Raw genomic sequence first — 15,898 nt, 5'->3', positions numbered from 1 at the left:
CCGGCAACGTCACGAAGGGAGCAATGCCATGAAGACAGTTTCGATTCGCTACGATCGAATTCTCTTTTGCACCGATTTTTCCGAAAACGCCGATTTTGCGTTTCACTATGCTTTGGCGGCAGCCCTGCGCAGCCGCTACGGCACGCTGCACATTCTGCATGTTATTCCGGAACCCGAGGCGCAGTTTTGGCGCACCTACCTCTATGAGGTTGATAACGTCGAAGAGAAAGCACAGCAGGCGGTACAACAAAAGATCCGTGACAGCTATCTGACTTTGATTCCCGAGCAGGTTCCTTATAAAGTGGAATTGCGGGTAGGCAAAGCGGCGGAAGAGATTCTCAATTACGCTCGGCAAATCGACGCCGACCTGATCGTAATGGGGCGCGAAGGGAGCAGCGGCATCGGCAAAGCTCTGTTCGGCAACGTGACCGAAAAGATTGCCCGCAAGGCGGAATGCCCGGTTCTGATCATACCCTATAGTTTCGAAAAAAAGAAATTGACCGAAACGACCTGAAGCGATGCGGAGGGGACAGCAATGAAAAAAATTGCAGGAATTGTGATCCTCTTTATGCTTTCTACAATTGCCGCCGAATTGCCGCAGCGGCCGTTGCATACGTTTTCAATCGTGGCGCGCGACTCGGCGACCGGCGAGATCGGCGTAGCGGTGCAGTCGCATTGGTTTTCCGTCGGCAGCGACGTCTGTTGGGCCGAGGCCGGCGTGGGAGCCGTGGCGACGCAGTCGTTCATCGATCCGGCCTACGGTCCTTTGGGACTGGCACTGATGCGCAACGGCAAGAGTGCGCCCGAGGCGCTGCAGGCCCTGTTGAGCGTCGATCCTCATGCCGATGTGCGCCAGGTTGCCATGGTCGACGCAATGGGCAACGTCGCCGTGCACACCGGCAAAAACTGTTTGTTTGCCGCCGGACACGTCCAAGGCCCGGGCTATGCCTGTCAGGCCAACATGATGGAAAAAACGACCGTTTGGAACGCCATGGCGAAAGCGTACGAGACCGCGTCCGGCGACCTGTTGGATCGTCTCATGGCAGCTTTGGAGGCCGCGCAGCGCGAAGGCGGCGATATTCGCGGCCAGCAGTCCGCCGCCATCCTCATCGTGCCGGGCAGCCGCAACAGCGAACCGTGGAAAAAAGTCGCTGACCTGCGGGTGGACGACTCGCCGAATGCCGTGGCGGAAATGAAGCGGCTGATCATCGTGCACCGCGCCTATGAGCATATGAACCGCGGCGACGAGCTGATGACCCAGGGCGACTTGGCCGGAGCGCTGGCCGAATACGCCGCGGCTGAGAAACTCTATCCGCAGAATATCGAGATCCCTTATTGGACGGCCGTCGGTTTGGTCAACGCCGGCAGACTCGCCGAAGCGCTGCCGATCTTTGCGCGCATTTTTCGACAGGAGCCGCGCTGGAAAGAGCTCACACGACGCCTTAAGGGAACAGACCTGCTGATGACCGACGAGGCGGGGTGGGAAAAAATTTTTAATGCGGACCGATGAGGATAAAGCCGCCGACATTTCTGTCGACGGCTTTTTGCTGCGGACGCATGCTCTATTTTATGAGGGTCATTTTGCTCTGCAACGTCACGCCTTCCGCCGATAGCTTATAAAGATAGACTCCTGCCGGATAGGCATCGGCGCGCCAAGTCACTTGATAGTCGCCGGGATAAAAATTCCCGTCGATCAGTTTTTCCACGCTGCGGCCGCGCAAGTCGAATATTTCGAGCACTGCTCTGCTCTTTTTCGCCAATGAAAAGGCGATGGTGGTCGTCGGATTAAAGGGGTTGGGATAATTGGGCTCGAGGCGGAAGGTCAGCGGTTTTTCGCCGGTCTCGACTGCAGAAGCCAATGAGCCGATGTGGGCATCGATCCACTGCAGCCGATTGGCGATCCACTCTTTGAGTTCCTGCAGCTTGGCTTCATAGGTGGCTCCCCGCAGCATGGCGGGATATTTTTGAAAGTTGCGCGGCAAGGCCTCGGCGATCTCGGCAGTCAAGCGGTCGATTTCGGCATACAGGCTGTCGATGTGCAGCGCACCCTGCCTCAACTCCTGCCAACGACTTACTGCCCGTTCCTGAAACAGATCGGAGTGCCCTAACTTTTCCCACCAGAGAGGTACTTGGTAGCCGTCCGTGGGGTGTGACTGCCGATAATCGAGCTGCCAGCCCTCATAGCGACCAAAATCCTGGGGAAAAAACGCTTTGGCCATGCTCAGGTCAAAGTCCCAAATCGGCCCGGCTGTCAGCTTGCCGCCGCGGTCATCGCGGTCCTTATACAGGTAGGCGCTGATGCGGTAGGCGTCGATGTTTTTGCAGAATTCGTTGAGAATGAAATGGTCGACGAACGAATCGAGATCGATAAAATCCAGAAACGAGCGGTCGACCTGCCAATCTGCGTACATGGCTGCTTCGAAGCGGTCGATGAAATCTTTGATGTAAGCCTTTTGCTCCGGTCGAATTTCATTGGGTTTGGGATAATCGTATTGATAGGGCTGCCGCCTGGCGGAGGTCCAGCCGCCGACATTCTCCCCGGCGGTTTTGTCGATTTTGATGATGTAGCCGCCGGTCAGCGCGATGCCTTGAACATCGGCAGAATCGAGCTTGGCGATATTGACGCGGTTTTTATCCCGCTTGATTTTCTCCACCAAAAGATAGATGCCGCGATAGTCGCCGTTGATAATCACCTCGCAGTAGCGGGTGCGCGGCGCATAACGGCCGATTTTGTTTGACAAACGATAAGCGAGGGCGTTGCGGAGGTGAGTTTCGTCGCTGTAAGGGCCGTTGAGAATCCAGTCGTTTTCTTCCGGCAGGCCGAGAAGCGAAACATTGAGATTGTTGCCGAGCGAGTCCTGAGTTTCCAGTCGGTACTGCCTTTTGGCGTAAGACTGGGATGAGCTGCCGCGCAGCTCGATGGCGATCCTGCCGTCATAGCCGTTTGCCGAATCCTGCGGTGTATGCAGGGCGCCGACGCCGTGATCGATCACCTTCATGTCCGCGTCGATGCGCGGCCTGTCGACAATGTTCCTGCCGTGGGTGTCGATGAGAATGAGGGGGAGGGTGGAAGTGGTCAGAGTTACTTTGCCTTCCGGATCGACGGGAGGCCGCCATTGGGCAAACAGGCCGCTTGCGCCGAGCCAAAGAGCCGGTAGTAACCGCAACAGAGAAAGGAATTTGTTCACATTAAACTCCGATATTGCTGAAAAATTTTTTGACTTATTCTTAAACGGCGGAGGGGAAGGGAGGTTCTCAGGTTTTTATACTAGAAATGCATTAAATAATAAGGGGGTTGTAGCAATTTGTAAGTACTCGAAGCGGCGTTTATAGTTGTTCAGAATGAAACTATACAATCAATTTTTTGACAGAACAATTTTATTGAGGTTTTATCCGCTAATGGACGCGAATGGACGCGAATTGGAGCAAGTTTTAGGTTGCCGTTATATTCGCGTGCATTCGCGTTTATTTGCGGTGTTAATTCAAGCAGTAAGTGCAACATTTTTTCTTAATTTTCTTCATTTATACCAGAACTCGTCAAGTTAATAAAAACTGGAGGCCGATGCGCTCAAAAACGAGATAAAAGCATTCTTCTGTTATCGTTCGGTAGTTTCATTTTTTCAAACGCTTTCAATCAAAGCCCGTGCGGCCTTTTCCGGCAGCTCTATAGGTACAAACATTGAGGCGGGGTAAAGATAGCCGTCCGGTTCCGATTTGTCTTCATCAACCACTCGGTACATCTTGTGTAACTCGGCTTCCGGGTCGGGAAGCCTACGATAAACTTTGCCCACGATAAGACTCGCCGGATTCCCTTTGTTGTCGATGCAGAGCACAAAATTAGTCATCGGATGAAACTCTTTATTTTAATTCCTTTACGACCAACACCATACGCTTCGAATCAATAAATTTCCTCCCTGCCGTCGTTGCTTCTTAGCTGATTGAACTTCTGCTACTCCTTTCCTCTTCCGCTAACGGGGCTTACGGCACCAATGTTCAAGACATCATCGGATGTATCGCCCCTTGCCGCCTGTTGGGTTTCGAGCTCTCTAACCTCGCCGATAATTTCAAAATTCGGCGGTGATTACCACTCCATGTTGCTGCGGCAATTTTTCAAACCGAACGCTTGCTCTTAACCCGCAAAGCAGAGCCGGTTTCAAGATGTCCTTCGGCTGTTTTTGCGTTTACAGTGGTTTTTACATCAGTTCCACTCCGTTGCCGCTCCCTTTATCTCCCCGTTTGATTGATGATGCGCAGGTTGTGCGGCGGGCTCGGCGGCGTGGTATCCCATTCCGAGATCGGGCCGATGTTGACATTGTCGAACCAGACCGAATCGTTGACCGAGCCGAGGCCGATCAATCCCTGCGGCGGTTCGGGCAGCGTGTAGGAAAAGGCCTGTCGGCCGTCGCACAGCACGCGAAGCTTGGCGCCCTGCAGTTCGACCACCAATCGGTTGACGCGTTCAAAATCGCTGCGGAAATACCAGCTCTGATAGAGCGTCCGCGTGCCGCCGCTGATGCGGTGTAGCTTGACCTCGATCGGCTGAAACTGGACGTAATAATAGTTTTGATCGTCGATAAAGCCGAAAACCACTGCGTAATCGGCATAGCGATTGGAGGCCAGGTCTTCGTTGCTCTTGGCGGCGCAGGAAATAATCAGCTCGTTGCCCAGCTGATCGCTGCCGGTAATAAGGGCATATTCCCCCAGCAGTTTGCTCTCTGTATCGCCGAACTCGGTGGTGTTGATCAAGAGGCCATTGTTGCCGTCGCGCAGCTCGATCTGCCAGCGGGAGGGCGTCTTAAAAGTCCAGGCGGGACTGAGACCGCTTTCGAAATCGTCAAAGAACCCCGAAAGCAGCATAAAATAATAATAACTGTTCGGCGCGATGGGATTCTTGGCTTTGCTTGCGTCGGTGACATTGTTGATGGTGAGTCGATACTGAACGCCGCGGCTGAGCGGCTCAGTCTGCAGCGAGACAGTGCGGCCGTCCTCGCCCAATACTGCCGCTGCAATACTTAGGGCAGGATCGAAGCGATAGTTTCCGATTGTCGAGGCTGAAGAGGAATCCAATCTTTCCGAGAAAACAATCTGCAGCAGCTGCGGATTGATGATGCGCGTCTCGACGGCGGTCGGCGGCGTTCGATCTGCAGCCGTCGAAAAAATCCCTGTCACGGCGCTGCTTTGATTGCCGGCGTTATCCACGGCGATAAGTTGATAGGCATAGCTTGCGGCTTCCGTTAGACCGATGTCCGTATAACGGGTATCGTAGACATCGGCGATGTGTCGGCCGTCGCGAAAAAGCTTGTAGGAAATCGGCAGATCGCCGTCTGACGCCGGGGGAGGTGTCTCCCAGATCAGTTCGATGGAGCTGTAGGTTGCGATGCCCTGGCGCAGCCCAACAGGCGGGTTGGGCGGCGTTCGATCGCTCGGCTCGGCGTCCCGAGGAACGGTCGAAAACAGATAAAGATCGCCGATGCCGGTGTTATAGGTGCTGCGGTAGAGCACGCGCGTTCCTTGGCGATTGACCATGGCGTCCGGCTGGTAATATTTGGCGCTCTGGCCTTCGACGTAATGCGAGCGATGATGGACAAAACGCTTTACCTGCTGGGAACCGTCCGTTTTGACGGCAAAAACCTCATCCCAAAAAGGTGACCATAGCGAAATCGGATTTGAGGAACGGTTTTGATACGAGAGAAAGATATATTCGCCGTTGGTGAGCGTATTGCAGGCGGAGATCGTCATATGCGCCCACATGGGAATGTCTTTGAGCAGCTTCGGCCGTCCGTCCGAAAGTCTTACCGAGACGATGTCGCCGGGAGTGGCGCCGCAGGAGGCAAAGAACTGCGGGAAATCGTGCGTGACTACGGAAAAAATGACCTCGTCGCCCGCCGCGTCAATGCCGGTATCCCAGTGCACGATGCTGGGATGCAGCTGGCGGATGAAATTGAACTCTTTATCATACAACTCGATGCCGGCGAAGCGCTTTCCTATGCCGGGATCGGTTCCCCAGGAGACGATGACGTAATTGCCGCGCGGAGAAATGACGGCATAGTCAACCCCGACTTCTCCGCCTTTTGAGCCCAAACTGCCGAGATCAAAGGTCGACGGTTTGTATTTTACGTCATTGATGAGATCATAGACGAACAGCTCGCGGCCGTCGCCGTCCAGCACCCAAAAGCGGCCGTCGAATGAAAGATCGCCTTCTCCGCCGGCAGTGCTGACCTTTTGATATTCGCTGAAGCGGCGCAGCACTCTAAAGGCGTTCATATTATCAATGTCGTACAGCCTGATTTCATTGCCGGTGACGAAATAAAAGCAGCGGTTGGGGTCGAAGGTGTAGGTTTTGCCGGCGGAAACATAGCGATCGGCCAGTGCCCAGCGGATGAAATAGGGGTCGAGGCCGCTGCCGGGACCGGCGAGCATCCGCAGCCGCTTTCCGCTCGAGCCGTCGTATAAAAACAGGGCTGGTTTGGGGCGTCCCTGATCCAGGACGTTTTCGAGGGCGATAAAGAAAGAGCCGTCCTTGTTGAAATAGCAGATCTCGCTGTTTCCGTAATAGCCGCCGAGGACGAATTGATTATAAGCGAGATTATCGGTCACTCGAATGATGGTGGTGCCGAAGGCAGGATCCACGTAGCTGCTGCCCGCGCCGCGCGGCGGATTAAAGGTATTGAGATTGGGCGGAAGGATAAGGTTGTCGTTACTGATGCCGATCATATCGACGCCGAAAGCCGCGGCCGACAGAAAGGCAAAGAAAAGAGTCTTGAGAAAATTATTCATCGCGAAGCACTCCTAATGATGCAGAAGCATAATACGGGCGAAATCTCGATCAGCGGATCAAAATCATTCGTTGAAGGCTCTCTTTGTCCTTGAACCGCATGATGCAAAAGTAAACGCCCGGCGGAACTTCCTGTCCCCGATCGTCGCGTCCGTTCCAGACAACACGATGTTCTCCCGCCGTCTGCTCTTCGTCGATCAATCGGCGGATTCGGCGCCCCAACAGGTCATTAATTTCGATGCGCACGGCGCCGTTTTCCAAAAGTCGGTAAGGAATGACGGTGGTCGAATTGAAAGGATTGGGATAGGTGGGCAGCAGCGAATAGCCAAGGGGAGCAGATGAAGAGGCCGCCTCGGCTGCAAGGCTTACGATTGAACGACAAACGCAGAACAGGATAAGGACTTTTATCGAATTTTTCATTTTATCTCAAAAGTCATTTCGATAGGCACACCGCATGTTTTCGCCTCTGCCGCGCAGACGCTAGGGTTGCGCGGAATCGGCGACTTTATCGCCGCCGTTCCTTCCGAACAGGACCTCTTTAAGAACGAGCCATACAAAAACGGTATTGGTGATCAAGTAACGCCGCCATAGACGCCTGGGTTCCTGGGCAAGCCGGAACAGCCATTCGAGTCCGGAGCGCTGCATCCAAACCGGCGCGCGCCGCGTCACACCGCCGACGATGTCGAAACTGCCGCCGACGCCGTGAATGACTGGTACGCTGAGGAGCTCCTTGTGACGTTTGACCCATAGCTCTTTCATCGGCGTGCTCATGCCGAGAAGGAGAATGTCGGGTTTGGCCTGATTGATCCTTTGTACCGCCTCCTCCTCTTCGGCGCTGTCGGCGAAATAGCCGTGGCGATAGCCGACGAGATTTAGAGTGGGGTAGTGCCGCCGTAAGTTTGCCGCCGCCTTTTCGATGACTGCGGGGCGCGCGCCCAGCAAATAGACTCGGTAACCTTTGCGCGCCGATAACTCGAACAATGCATCCATGAGATCCGTGCCGTTTACACGCCCAGGCAGCGGTGTGCCCAACAACCGCGACGCCCAGACAATCGACATGCCGTCGGCGCCGATCAGGTCTGCCTCATGAATCACCCGTGCCAATTCGGCGTCGCGGCGCGCCTTGACGACCTTGGCGGCGTTGATGACCACAATGTGGCAGCGGCCGCCTCTTTCGATGACCTTTTCGAACCAATCCAAACATTGGCTGAGGGTTACCCTGTCGACGGGACACCCCAAAACTTTGATGCGGCTGAAGGGTCGGGTTGCCGTGCTCATTGCGTCGTCCGGTTTTTTGCGTCTCGGTACCATCGTTCATAAAGCTCGGCATGTGAAGCAACCATTGTTTCGGCGCTGAAATCCCGTGCGACTCGACGTTGTGCGTTTTCTCCAAGCCTTCGCCGCAACTCGGGATCGTTGCGGAGGCGCAGGATTGCTTTTGCCCACGTTTCGATCTCGGCACTGTCGATCAAAAGGCCGTTCTTTTCGGATTCGATAATCTCGGCGGCGCCGTTGGTGCGACCGGCGATCACCGGTATTCCCATGGCCATCGCCTCCAAAGCCGCATTCGGGCATCCTTCGGCGCCGAGCGAAGGGTGAAGCATCACGTCCATGACCTGCAGATAATCCGCCGGTTCATCCTGTCGGCCGACGAAAAGCAGCCGGTCACCGAGCTGCAGCTGTTGGACTTTACGCTGCAACCGCTCTGCCGACGAGCCGTCGCCGACGACCAGGCCGCGAACCGAGGTGTCGGATCGGGCGACGGCCTCAAAAACAGCTAAAAATCTTTCCGGTTCCTTGCTCGGCTCCAACCGTCCGAGCATTCCGATTACAAAGCTTTCCTTGGGCAGCTTTAGGAGCGAGCGCATTTCATATGCAGAACGTTTGGGTAAAAGTCGTTGCCGGTCGATGCCGTTGGGGATGACTGAAACCCGTTCTGCTCGTACGCCGCGCTGCAGTGCAAAACGTAAGCCGCCGCTGCTGTTGGCGATCACGTAATCCGCCAGGCGAAGCGCCAAGCCGTCCAGCAGCGAATACATTCGACTCCCGAATGAGGTCACAATGGGGCGGTCGGTCCGCTCGGCCAGCACGACGATCGGAACCTGGGCAATTCGGCCGCAAAGCAGTCCGATGAACCGCGCCGAAAGATTAAAGGCGTGCAGAATATCCTGCGGATATTGACACAGTTCGCGCAAAAGTCGAATGAACGGCACGGGATCGAAGCCGTGCTTTTTGCCGAGTCGAATCAAATGGACGCCTGCAATTTCTTTGAGCTTTTGCTCGAATCCGCCCTCGTAAAAGACGGCAACGGAGACGGCAAAGCGTGATTTGTCGAGGCCGCGGACGAGCGTCAGCAGCTGCAGCTCCGCTCCACCGGTGCGCAGGGACGGAATGAGATAGAGAACGCGAATTTTGCGTCCTTGATCAGGCATAGCCCAACGCCCGCATCTTTTCCCATGTCGCTTTGTCGAATTCCGGTTGAGAGCCCTCGGATGCAATATGCGGCTTCAACGCCGCGATCCATTCTCGTAGCTCGGCCTGCCGCTGCGCGATGCGGGAATCGGCCGTGCCGTAGAGGTTTCGCTCTTCGGCCGGATCGCCGCATAGATCATAGAACTCATGACGGCCGTCGGAGGCTGCGATCAGTTTTTCCTCAGACGTGCGCAACGCGTCCAGGCTGCGGCAGTAAAAGCTGAAATCATCCATACTCAGCTTGGGGTTGCGCGTCAGCCAGCGGCGAATGATGCGCTCCGGGTTGTCGACCTGAATCAACGCCGCGCGCCGCGAGGAACCGTTCAGGAACGATTGTCCTTGTCGTTCACCCGGATGCGGCCAGGGAATTTCCAGCGCTTCCAGAAGCGTCGGCACGAGATCGTTGGTCTGCACCAGTTCCATAGAACGACCGCTGTTGAACCAATCAGGAAAGCGAATAATCAGCGGCACGCGGATGAGCGGTTCATAAAGACAGAAGGCATGCCAAAAATAATCGTGCTCGCCGAACATCTCGCCGTGGTCGGCGGTGACGAGAATGACGGTATGCTCGTAAAGACCGGCACGGCGGAGAAGATCCAACAGACGACCCAGGCGCCAATCCAGGTAGCAGATGGCGCCGTCGTACAAGTCCGTAAAATTTCGTACTTGCGATTCGCTAAAGACGGTTTTGCCGGCATAATACCCCACATGATCGAAGGCCAGGCAGGCGGCTTCCTTGCGCCAGGAATCGCCGAAAAAGCGGCGTCGATAGGGGTACGGAGGCATATAAGGGGAGTGGGTTTCCTGATAATGGATATATGCAAAAAAGGGCTTGTCTTCTTGTCGCTGTACGAGCCATTTTTGAAACGCGAATTCGGTAGCGGCGGCGCCGTCGTCGCGAAGGACGGCGTGTTGGGGCAAAAGAGAATCGACGAGGTTCTTGGCCAGATGCTTGGGCGTCTCGGGGATAACGGCTTTAAACGGCCGCAGCGGATCGGATTTCACAGGCGGCGTTCCTTTTTTAATCGGCTTGCCGCGGTAGTAAAACGTTTGGAATCCGGCATCCATGCCGGTGCGCTCACTGACGTACAAATTGTTGGAAAAAGCGACGGTCTGGTAATTCTGCTCGGTCAGAATCGAGGCAAGGGAATCGCCGCCTTTATCCAAATAGTAATGTTGATGCGTGTAGCCGTGCGAGCGCGGGTAGAGGCCGGTCAGCAGAGAGGCGAGCGCGCTGCCGGTCCAGTTGGAGGCGGCAAAGGCGTTTTCATAGACGCGAGCTGTTTCCGCCAGCCTGCAGAGATGCGGCGACGTTTCGCGATGATAGCCGTAAACCGACAGGTGATCGGCTCGCAGACTGTCGATGCTGATGAGCAGGATGTTGGGTCGATTTTTTTTCATAGAGATCGAATAAAATAAAGTATCTTTTCCGCCCGCTTTTCCCAAGTAAATTCCTGCACGTCCGCGTACGCCTGCTGCGCCAGGCGGCGGCCAAAATCTGTATCGTTCAGCAGGCGTTGGATTGCGGCGGCCAGATCGGAGGTATCGCCGCTGCGGAAGAAAAGGGCGTTTTCACCGTCGCGCAGAATATCGCGCAGAACCGGCAGATCGGAGCAAACGATCGGCCGTTTAGAGGCCATATATTCGAAAAGTTTCAAGGGCGAGGTATAGTCGCTGTTGATGTGGTCTTGGCGAGTCGGCAGCACCAACACGTCGGCAGCGGCAAGGTAAAGCGGCACCTGCGCAGGCGGCACAAAACCCGTCAGCGTGACGTTGGTCAAATGCATCGCCTTAGCCTTTTGACGCAGGGTGTCGAGATAGGCGCCGTGGCCGCCGACAATGACCGTGTGAATTGCCGGAGGTAAAAAGGCCGCGGCCTCGATCAGTAAATCGGCTCCTTTTTCGGGAAAAAGCTGTCCTGCATAAAGGACCGTCGGCATTTCCGGCAGGCGCAAACGTCGGCGCGCCTCTTGAGGGCCAATTTGTTCGGCGAACAATGCAGCACTTACGGCGCTGGGTGCGAGCAGCATTTTGCGCTCCGGTATTCCAAAACGTTCCAGCAGCTCCTGTCTGACAGCATTTGAGATGACCACCAGACCGTCGGCGGCACGCAGCACTGATAAAAAGCGCTTGAAGGGTTTCTGCTCTCTCACTGCGTGCACCTCGACAATGACTTTGTAGGGATTCGCCTGCCCGCGGCGCGCCTGCAGGAACGCCAGCGAGCCGTTCAGGCTGCGACTGTAGACGACAGTCAGATCGTCTCTGTTTTTGAGCAGCGACTTGGCTTCGCGCTGCATGGAACAGTAGAGCGACAAACCGCCAACCCACGGCACGCGTAACTTTCGACGTCCGTCGGCAATCGGTTTGCTGAGGCTCATCAGCGAGGGAATCTGCCGCATTAAAAAGAGCGGCTCGACATCGTAAAAGTGGCAAATTTCATTTCGATCAGTCGGCGGCATATCATGGTAATGCGGCGCTAAAAGCAGTACCTCGGCGCCGTGTTTGGCAAACGCCTCGCACATACGGATCTGCTGAATCGTGCAGGCAAACTTTGCCGGAAACCGCTCATTTGAGAGGTAAACGATTTTTAAATTTGCGCCGATCACGGTTTAAAAGCCAGTTGCGACCGATATTTCCATACGATGCCGTAACTGAATAGAGCGCGCAGGAGGCCGACGATCAAAGAAGCCCAAGCGGCGCCGATCACGCCGAAGGCGCGCAGCAGCACAAAAAGCAGTCCGGCTTCCACAAAGACCATGACGACTGTAAGACCAAGGTGAAGCGACAAGGCCGCCTGCTCCAGTCGGCCGATGATGACGCTCGAACTCAAATGATAATACAACCGCACGGCGCCTGCTGCAAACAGGATCCGCAGCAAATTGGCGCCGTGGTCATATTTCCCTTTGTACAAAAGATGAAGCAGCGGCTGAGCCGTCGCCATAGCCAGGATGAGCAATACCCCGCTCACCAAAGCCAGCCCAATCGTCAGCCGCTTCATTTCCACACGATTCCGACTGCCGAACTCCGGCACCCACACGTACTTGGCGGCTCTGCCGATAATGTTGAACAGCTGCGCCGGTGCCGTGGCGGCCTGATAGAGCCCCAGCGAGGCGAGATCGAGCATTTTGGGTATGAAAAGGCTGTCGAGCGAACCGAGGAGAGTGACCGAAGTCTGAGAGCCGAGCAGCAGCAGGCCGCTGGTATAGAACGACCGCGGTATCGGTTGCTCGCCCTGCGGAATGCGTCGATAGGTATAGGCAACATTGAACAAGGCAATGAGCACGATGACGCCAAAGTAGCCCCATATCGCCGTTGCGGCAGTCGCACGATGCGTTATAAACAGCACCAGCACATAGAAAAAGAAAGCGCCGCGAAACCCATTGACCATGAGCATGGCCGGCGCATAGCTCTTTCGGCTGCGCCACAGATTGGAGAAAAACAGGGTCGAGACATAAGCCAATGAGGCGACCGCAAGCCCGATCAGTTTGGGCAGGCTCAAGCGATATAAATGGGCACAGAGCAGCACGCCGATAATGGTCAGTACGCTCCCGATTTTTAGGATCAGACTGTGCACCTGCCGCCAGCGATACCGTTCCGGATCGTTACGGCTGAAAAATCTTGCGGTCGCCACGTCTTGTCCCCAGGCGGCGATCGGCGGCAGAAACAGCACCAAGGTACGCATCAGCGAAAACTCGCCGAACTGGCTCGGTGTGAGGGCGCGCGCCAAAAGAATGCTGGAAAGAGAGGCGAGAGCCATCACCAACGAAAGGGCAAAGGAAACGCCGCCGATGCTGATCAGCATTCGTTTAAACATAAAGAGCCTCTGCGGGAGCAACCGTTTCGACTCTTTTGCGATCGTTGACGACCAAGCCGGCGGCCAGCGCGGCAACGACATAAAAGATTGCCGAACCGCCGGGCGGGTGTTTGTCGACCATTCCATGGACGCAAAAGGCGATCATACCGCCGTACAAAGCGGCCGCCGTGAGCGAAATCATGGGCGCCTGCGAGGCGCGGGCGCGACGTAGGGTCGAAAAGAGACCGAATAGAACGCTCAACATTGCCGCCAGACCGATGATGCCCGTTTCACCCGCCACCAGCAGATACATGTTGTGCACCGGCCTGGTAATGGCGACATAGCGCAGGGACTCGACGGCGTCATTATAGTTGCGCATGTTGACTTGATAGTTGTTGATGCCGACGCCGCCGACCGGGTGAGCGGAGATGATGTTCAGCGCAATTTTGAACATTGGGATGCGGCCGGCGGCGGAGCCATAGTCCGGTCCGAAAAGGCGCTGATAAAGCATCTCGGACATGGTTCCCGCGATCAGGGTCAAGATGAAAACGCCTGCCATTGCCAGCTTGATGATCGTTGTGGGACGCACATGCCGACTGGTAAGGAGGAAAAGCCCGAAAAAAGCCATGGCTGCCGCGAAGCTGATCCACGCGCCGCGGGAGCCGGTCATCATCATTGCCGGGACACCGAGAAAAAAGATAAGCAGGGCTATAAATCTCAGCGGCTTTTTCTTTTCAAAAAGATAAGCGGCAAGAGGCAGCAACAGCAAAACCTCCAAAAAGGTTGCCAGCTTGTTGGGGTGTCCGAGGGTTCCCATAGCCCGCCAAATCGAAGTTTCGTCGTCGGCATCCGGCGGCGCCTCGCCGAGAAAATCGAGACCCAGCAGCCCGCCGCGCAGCATCTGCGCCGTCGCCAGGAGACTCTGCAGCGCAACGGCGGCAAGCAGAGACCACACGACCAGGCGCAGATCCTGCTCGTCGCGCAGATGGTTGAGCATGACAAAGAACAACAGCGTGAACTTGGTCATGCGCACCACTTCCATTGCCGCCAAATCGAGACGCGGCGCCCACAACATGGAGAGAGCGGCGGCTTCGAGATATAGAATCAGCGGCAGGCCGATTGTCGGGAAAAAAACCATGACAGACCGTTTTGCAGCGGCGGTTTCGATCAGCAGGAGCATGAAGAGCAGCGCGATGAGGATGTCTGTCAGCGAAATCCCCATGGTCGAAGCACCGGCCTGATGCTCGAAAAGGTGCATGAAATTGATGTCGAGATGCAGCGGAATCGAAAAGCCGACAGCGGCAAGTAGGAAGCGACGGGCATCCTTGACGAGCAAGAGCAACACCGGAAAAATAACGGCCGGAATTGCCAAAGCCAGAAACTTGGCCGGCAAATCCAGACGCAACCATGCCAAGATAGCCGCTGCCGTAACTGCAACAACCAACCAGGAATAGCGAGTGATTGTTCGAGTAACCGACATCACGGGGTTGTTTCCGATAGCTTTTGGTGAATTTTTCGCGAATCGAATCGCTGTTTGAGCCAAACCGCGCCTGCGGATGTAAACATCAGCACGTACGGCTCTATGGGGATTCGATAGCGCACCTCGGCGTAGATCAAGGAATAGCCGATTGCTTGACTGAGAATGACCGCCAGTATCAGTCCCTGCCCCCTTTGCCACGGCAAAGTGACGACAAGCCCGACAAGTGCCAAGAAAAAGACCGGCGCCATGACTGCGATGCTGAGCATGCGGGCAGCAGCCCACAATTGCGATTTGAGCGCCACAAAGCGGCTGTCTCTTGCGGTAATATGCTGCTGATATCCTGCCGAAGCCGTGTCCAGGCGGTCGGGATAGAGTGCCCAAAAATGTCCCAGTTCGCCGACCAAATAGCGCATGGACTGCCACGGATGCGTGATGTAGCGCAATAGGATGCGGTCCAGGCGATCTTGGTCAGTGCCGAGAGGATGCTGCTTTCGATACTCGGTCACCTCCGGAAATCCGGATTTGATTTTTTCTTCCTGCGCCTGGAGATTATCAAGGTTGGGAAAGACATTGTGTGGTACCGGCTGTACCAGGGTCAGGCGACCGTAAAGGCGATAGTTGTGCAGAGTCCACGGCAAAAGGGCGAGCAAAAAGATCAGGGAGAACAGTCCGACGGCCGACGCTTTAGCCTGAAAACCGGTCGGTTTCCACAAGAGCCAGAGCAATATAAAGGGGAGAAAAAAGAACAGAGCAGGGACGGTATAGGCGGCGAGAGCGGCGAAAACAGCAGCGGCAATCAAATCGACGAAACTGTTTCTTTCATCATAGCGCAGCAGCAGCCAAATCATTGCTGCCAGCAAAATCGCATAAAGATGCGTGGGGTAGAGGATACCGGCGACAAGAATAAAATGCGGATGCACAGCGGCTAAAGCTGCCGCGATCAAGCCGATCGTCGGATTGAACACCCGTTTGCCGACGGTAAAGATAAGCAGGCAAAAGAGCGTGCCCAAAATCGCTTCCGCCATGCGCACGGCAAGAAAACTCTCGCCGAGGAGCCCGTAAACGCCGGCCATCAAAAGAGGATAGAGCGGCGGTCGATGATATTTGGGTCCCAGTCCCTCACCTGCCAACAGGCTTTTCGCCGCCTGATCGTAGTGCCGAGCGTCGCTAAAGATAAAGCCTTTTGCGGGCAAGACCAGCGCAAACAAAACCCGCAGCAATAGGGCGGTCAAAAGGATGTAAGCAAGGCTTTTTTCACGACGCATAGATTTTATGCGTTTAAATTTTTTTCGGAAAATCAAGTTGGCCATTTGGATTAAATATACGGAAAAAGGCGACAGGGTGGGCGGAACGTACTATCTGCCCCCTGCGCGCAACA

13 protein-coding genes are annotated in these 15,898 nt (G+C 55.3%); 2 read left to right on the top strand and 11 right to left on the bottom strand.

The window, feature by feature from the left end:
- Positions 1 to 28: 28 nt before the first annotated feature.
- On the top strand, positions 29 to 514 hold the full coding sequence (locus ONB24_07225) for a universal stress protein (GenBank protein ID MDZ7315897.1): 486 nt from the start codon (positions 29 to 31) through the stop codon (positions 512 to 514).
- 21 nt (positions 515 to 535) lie between these two features.
- On the top strand, positions 536 to 1,510 hold the full coding sequence (locus ONB24_07220; GenBank protein ID MDZ7315896.1) for a DUF1028 domain-containing protein: 975 nt from the start codon (positions 536 to 538) through the stop codon (positions 1,508 to 1,510).
- A 52-nt stretch (positions 1,511 to 1,562) separates the two neighbouring features.
- Here ONB24_07220 and ONB24_07215 read toward each other — a convergent pair whose 3' ends face one another.
- The 11 genes from ONB24_07215 to ONB24_07165 all read right to left on the bottom strand — a co-directional run bounded on the left by ONB24_07215 (position 1,563) and on the right by ONB24_07165 (position 15,785).
- Positions 1,563 to 3,188, bottom strand: coding sequence for a CotH kinase family protein (locus ONB24_07215; protein ID MDZ7315895.1), 1,626 nt, complete (start codon positions 3,186 to 3,188; stop codon positions 1,563 to 1,565).
- A 432-nt stretch (positions 3,189 to 3,620) separates the two neighbouring features.
- A complete protein-coding gene (locus tag ONB24_07210; GenBank protein MDZ7315894.1) occupies positions 3,621 to 3,845 on the bottom strand; it encodes a hypothetical protein in 225 nt (74 codons plus the stop codon).
- Between the two features lie 379 nt (positions 3,846 to 4,224).
- Entirely contained in the window at positions 4,225 to 6,777 is a 2,553-nt protein-coding gene (locus tag ONB24_07205; protein MDZ7315893.1) for a fibronectin type III domain-containing protein, read from the bottom strand.
- A 49-nt stretch (positions 6,778 to 6,826) separates the two neighbouring features.
- A complete protein-coding gene (locus ONB24_07200; protein ID MDZ7315892.1) occupies positions 6,827 to 7,195 on the bottom strand; it encodes a T9SS type A sorting domain-containing protein in 369 nt (122 codons plus the stop codon).
- A 60-nt stretch (positions 7,196 to 7,255) separates the two neighbouring features.
- A complete protein-coding gene (locus tag ONB24_07195; protein ID MDZ7315891.1) occupies positions 7,256 to 8,053 on the bottom strand; it encodes a WecB/TagA/CpsF family glycosyltransferase in 798 nt (265 codons plus the stop codon).
- Entirely contained in the window at positions 8,050 to 9,207 is a 1,158-nt protein-coding gene (locus ONB24_07190; protein ID MDZ7315890.1) for a glycosyltransferase, read from the bottom strand. The genes ONB24_07195 and ONB24_07190 overlap by 4 nt, the downstream gene beginning before the upstream one ends.
- The gene (locus ONB24_07185; protein ID MDZ7315889.1) at positions 9,200 to 10,648 is read right to left on the bottom strand and encodes a sulfatase; all 1,449 of its coding nucleotides are present in this window, start codon (positions 10,646 to 10,648) and stop codon (positions 9,200 to 9,202) included. Before ONB24_07185 ends, ONB24_07190 begins: the two co-directional genes overlap by 8 nt.
- Positions 10,645 to 11,769: a glycosyltransferase family 4 protein gene (locus ONB24_07180; protein MDZ7315888.1), complete on the bottom strand. Its 1,125-nt coding sequence runs from the start codon at positions 11,767 to 11,769 to the stop codon at positions 10,645 to 10,647. Before ONB24_07180 ends, ONB24_07185 begins: the two co-directional genes overlap by 4 nt.
- An 80-nt stretch (positions 11,770 to 11,849) precedes the next feature.
- Complete coding sequence (locus ONB24_07175; protein MDZ7315887.1) at positions 11,850 to 13,061, bottom strand: oligosaccharide flippase family protein; 1,212 nt, start codon at positions 13,059 to 13,061, stop codon at positions 11,850 to 11,852.
- On the bottom strand, positions 13,054 to 14,520 hold the full coding sequence (locus ONB24_07170; protein ID MDZ7315886.1) for an O-antigen ligase family protein: 1,467 nt from the start codon (positions 14,518 to 14,520) through the stop codon (positions 13,054 to 13,056). Before ONB24_07170 ends, ONB24_07175 begins: the two co-directional genes overlap by 8 nt.
- Positions 14,520 to 15,785, bottom strand: a complete 1,266-nt coding sequence (locus tag ONB24_07165) for a glycosyltransferase family 39 protein (GenBank protein ID MDZ7315885.1) — start codon at positions 15,783 to 15,785, stop codon at positions 14,520 to 14,522. Before ONB24_07165 ends, ONB24_07170 begins: the two co-directional genes overlap by 1 nt.
- Positions 15,786 to 15,898: the final 113 nt, after the last annotated feature.

The sequence above is a fragment of the candidate division KSB1 bacterium genome, assembly GCA_034505495.1.
Taxonomy (GTDB): Bacteria; Zhuqueibacterota; Zhuqueibacteria; order Residuimicrobiales; family Krinioviventaceae; genus Fontimicrobium_A.
Note: the sequence above shows the minus strand (reverse complement) of the source record. Positions and strands in the feature narration are given on the sequence as shown.

Excerpts from the sequence above, each read along its gene's own strand:
- ONB24_07205 (MDZ7315893.1), bottom strand. The coding sequence starts at position 6,777 with ATGAATAATTTTCTCAAGACTCTTTTCTTTGCCTTTCTGTCGGCCGCG.
- ONB24_07165 (MDZ7315885.1), bottom strand. The coding sequence starts at position 15,785 with ATGCGTCGTGAAAAAAGCCTTGCTTACATCCTTTTGACCGCCCTATTG.
- ONB24_07180 (MDZ7315888.1), bottom strand. The coding sequence starts at position 11,769 with ATGTGCGAGGCGTTTGCCAAACACGGCGCCGAGGTACTGCTTTTAGCG.
- ONB24_07225 (MDZ7315897.1), top strand. The coding sequence starts at position 29 with ATGAAGACAGTTTCGATTCGCTACGATCGAATTCTCTTTTGCACCGAT.
- ONB24_07170 (MDZ7315886.1), bottom strand. The coding sequence starts at position 14,520 with ATGTCGGTTACTCGAACAATCACTCGCTATTCCTGGTTGGTTGTTGCA.
- ONB24_07190 (MDZ7315890.1), bottom strand. The coding sequence starts at position 9,207 with ATGCCTGATCAAGGACGCAAAATTCGCGTTCTCTATCTCATTCCGTCC.
- ONB24_07220 (MDZ7315896.1), top strand. The coding sequence starts at position 536 with ATGAAAAAAATTGCAGGAATTGTGATCCTCTTTATGCTTTCTACAATT.
- ONB24_07195 (MDZ7315891.1), bottom strand. The coding sequence starts at position 8,053 with ATGAGCACGGCAACCCGACCCTTCAGCCGCATCAAAGTTTTGGGGTGT.
- ONB24_07210 (MDZ7315894.1), bottom strand. The coding sequence starts at position 3,845 with ATGACTAATTTTGTGCTCTGCATCGACAACAAAGGGAATCCGGCGAGT.
- ONB24_07185 (MDZ7315889.1), bottom strand. The coding sequence starts at position 10,648 with ATGAAAAAAAATCGACCCAACATCCTGCTCATCAGCATCGACAGTCTG.
- ONB24_07200 (MDZ7315892.1), bottom strand. The coding sequence starts at position 7,195 with ATGAAAAATTCGATAAAAGTCCTTATCCTGTTCTGCGTTTGTCGTTCA.
- ONB24_07175 (MDZ7315887.1), bottom strand. The coding sequence starts at position 13,061 with ATGTTTAAACGAATGCTGATCAGCATCGGCGGCGTTTCCTTTGCCCTT.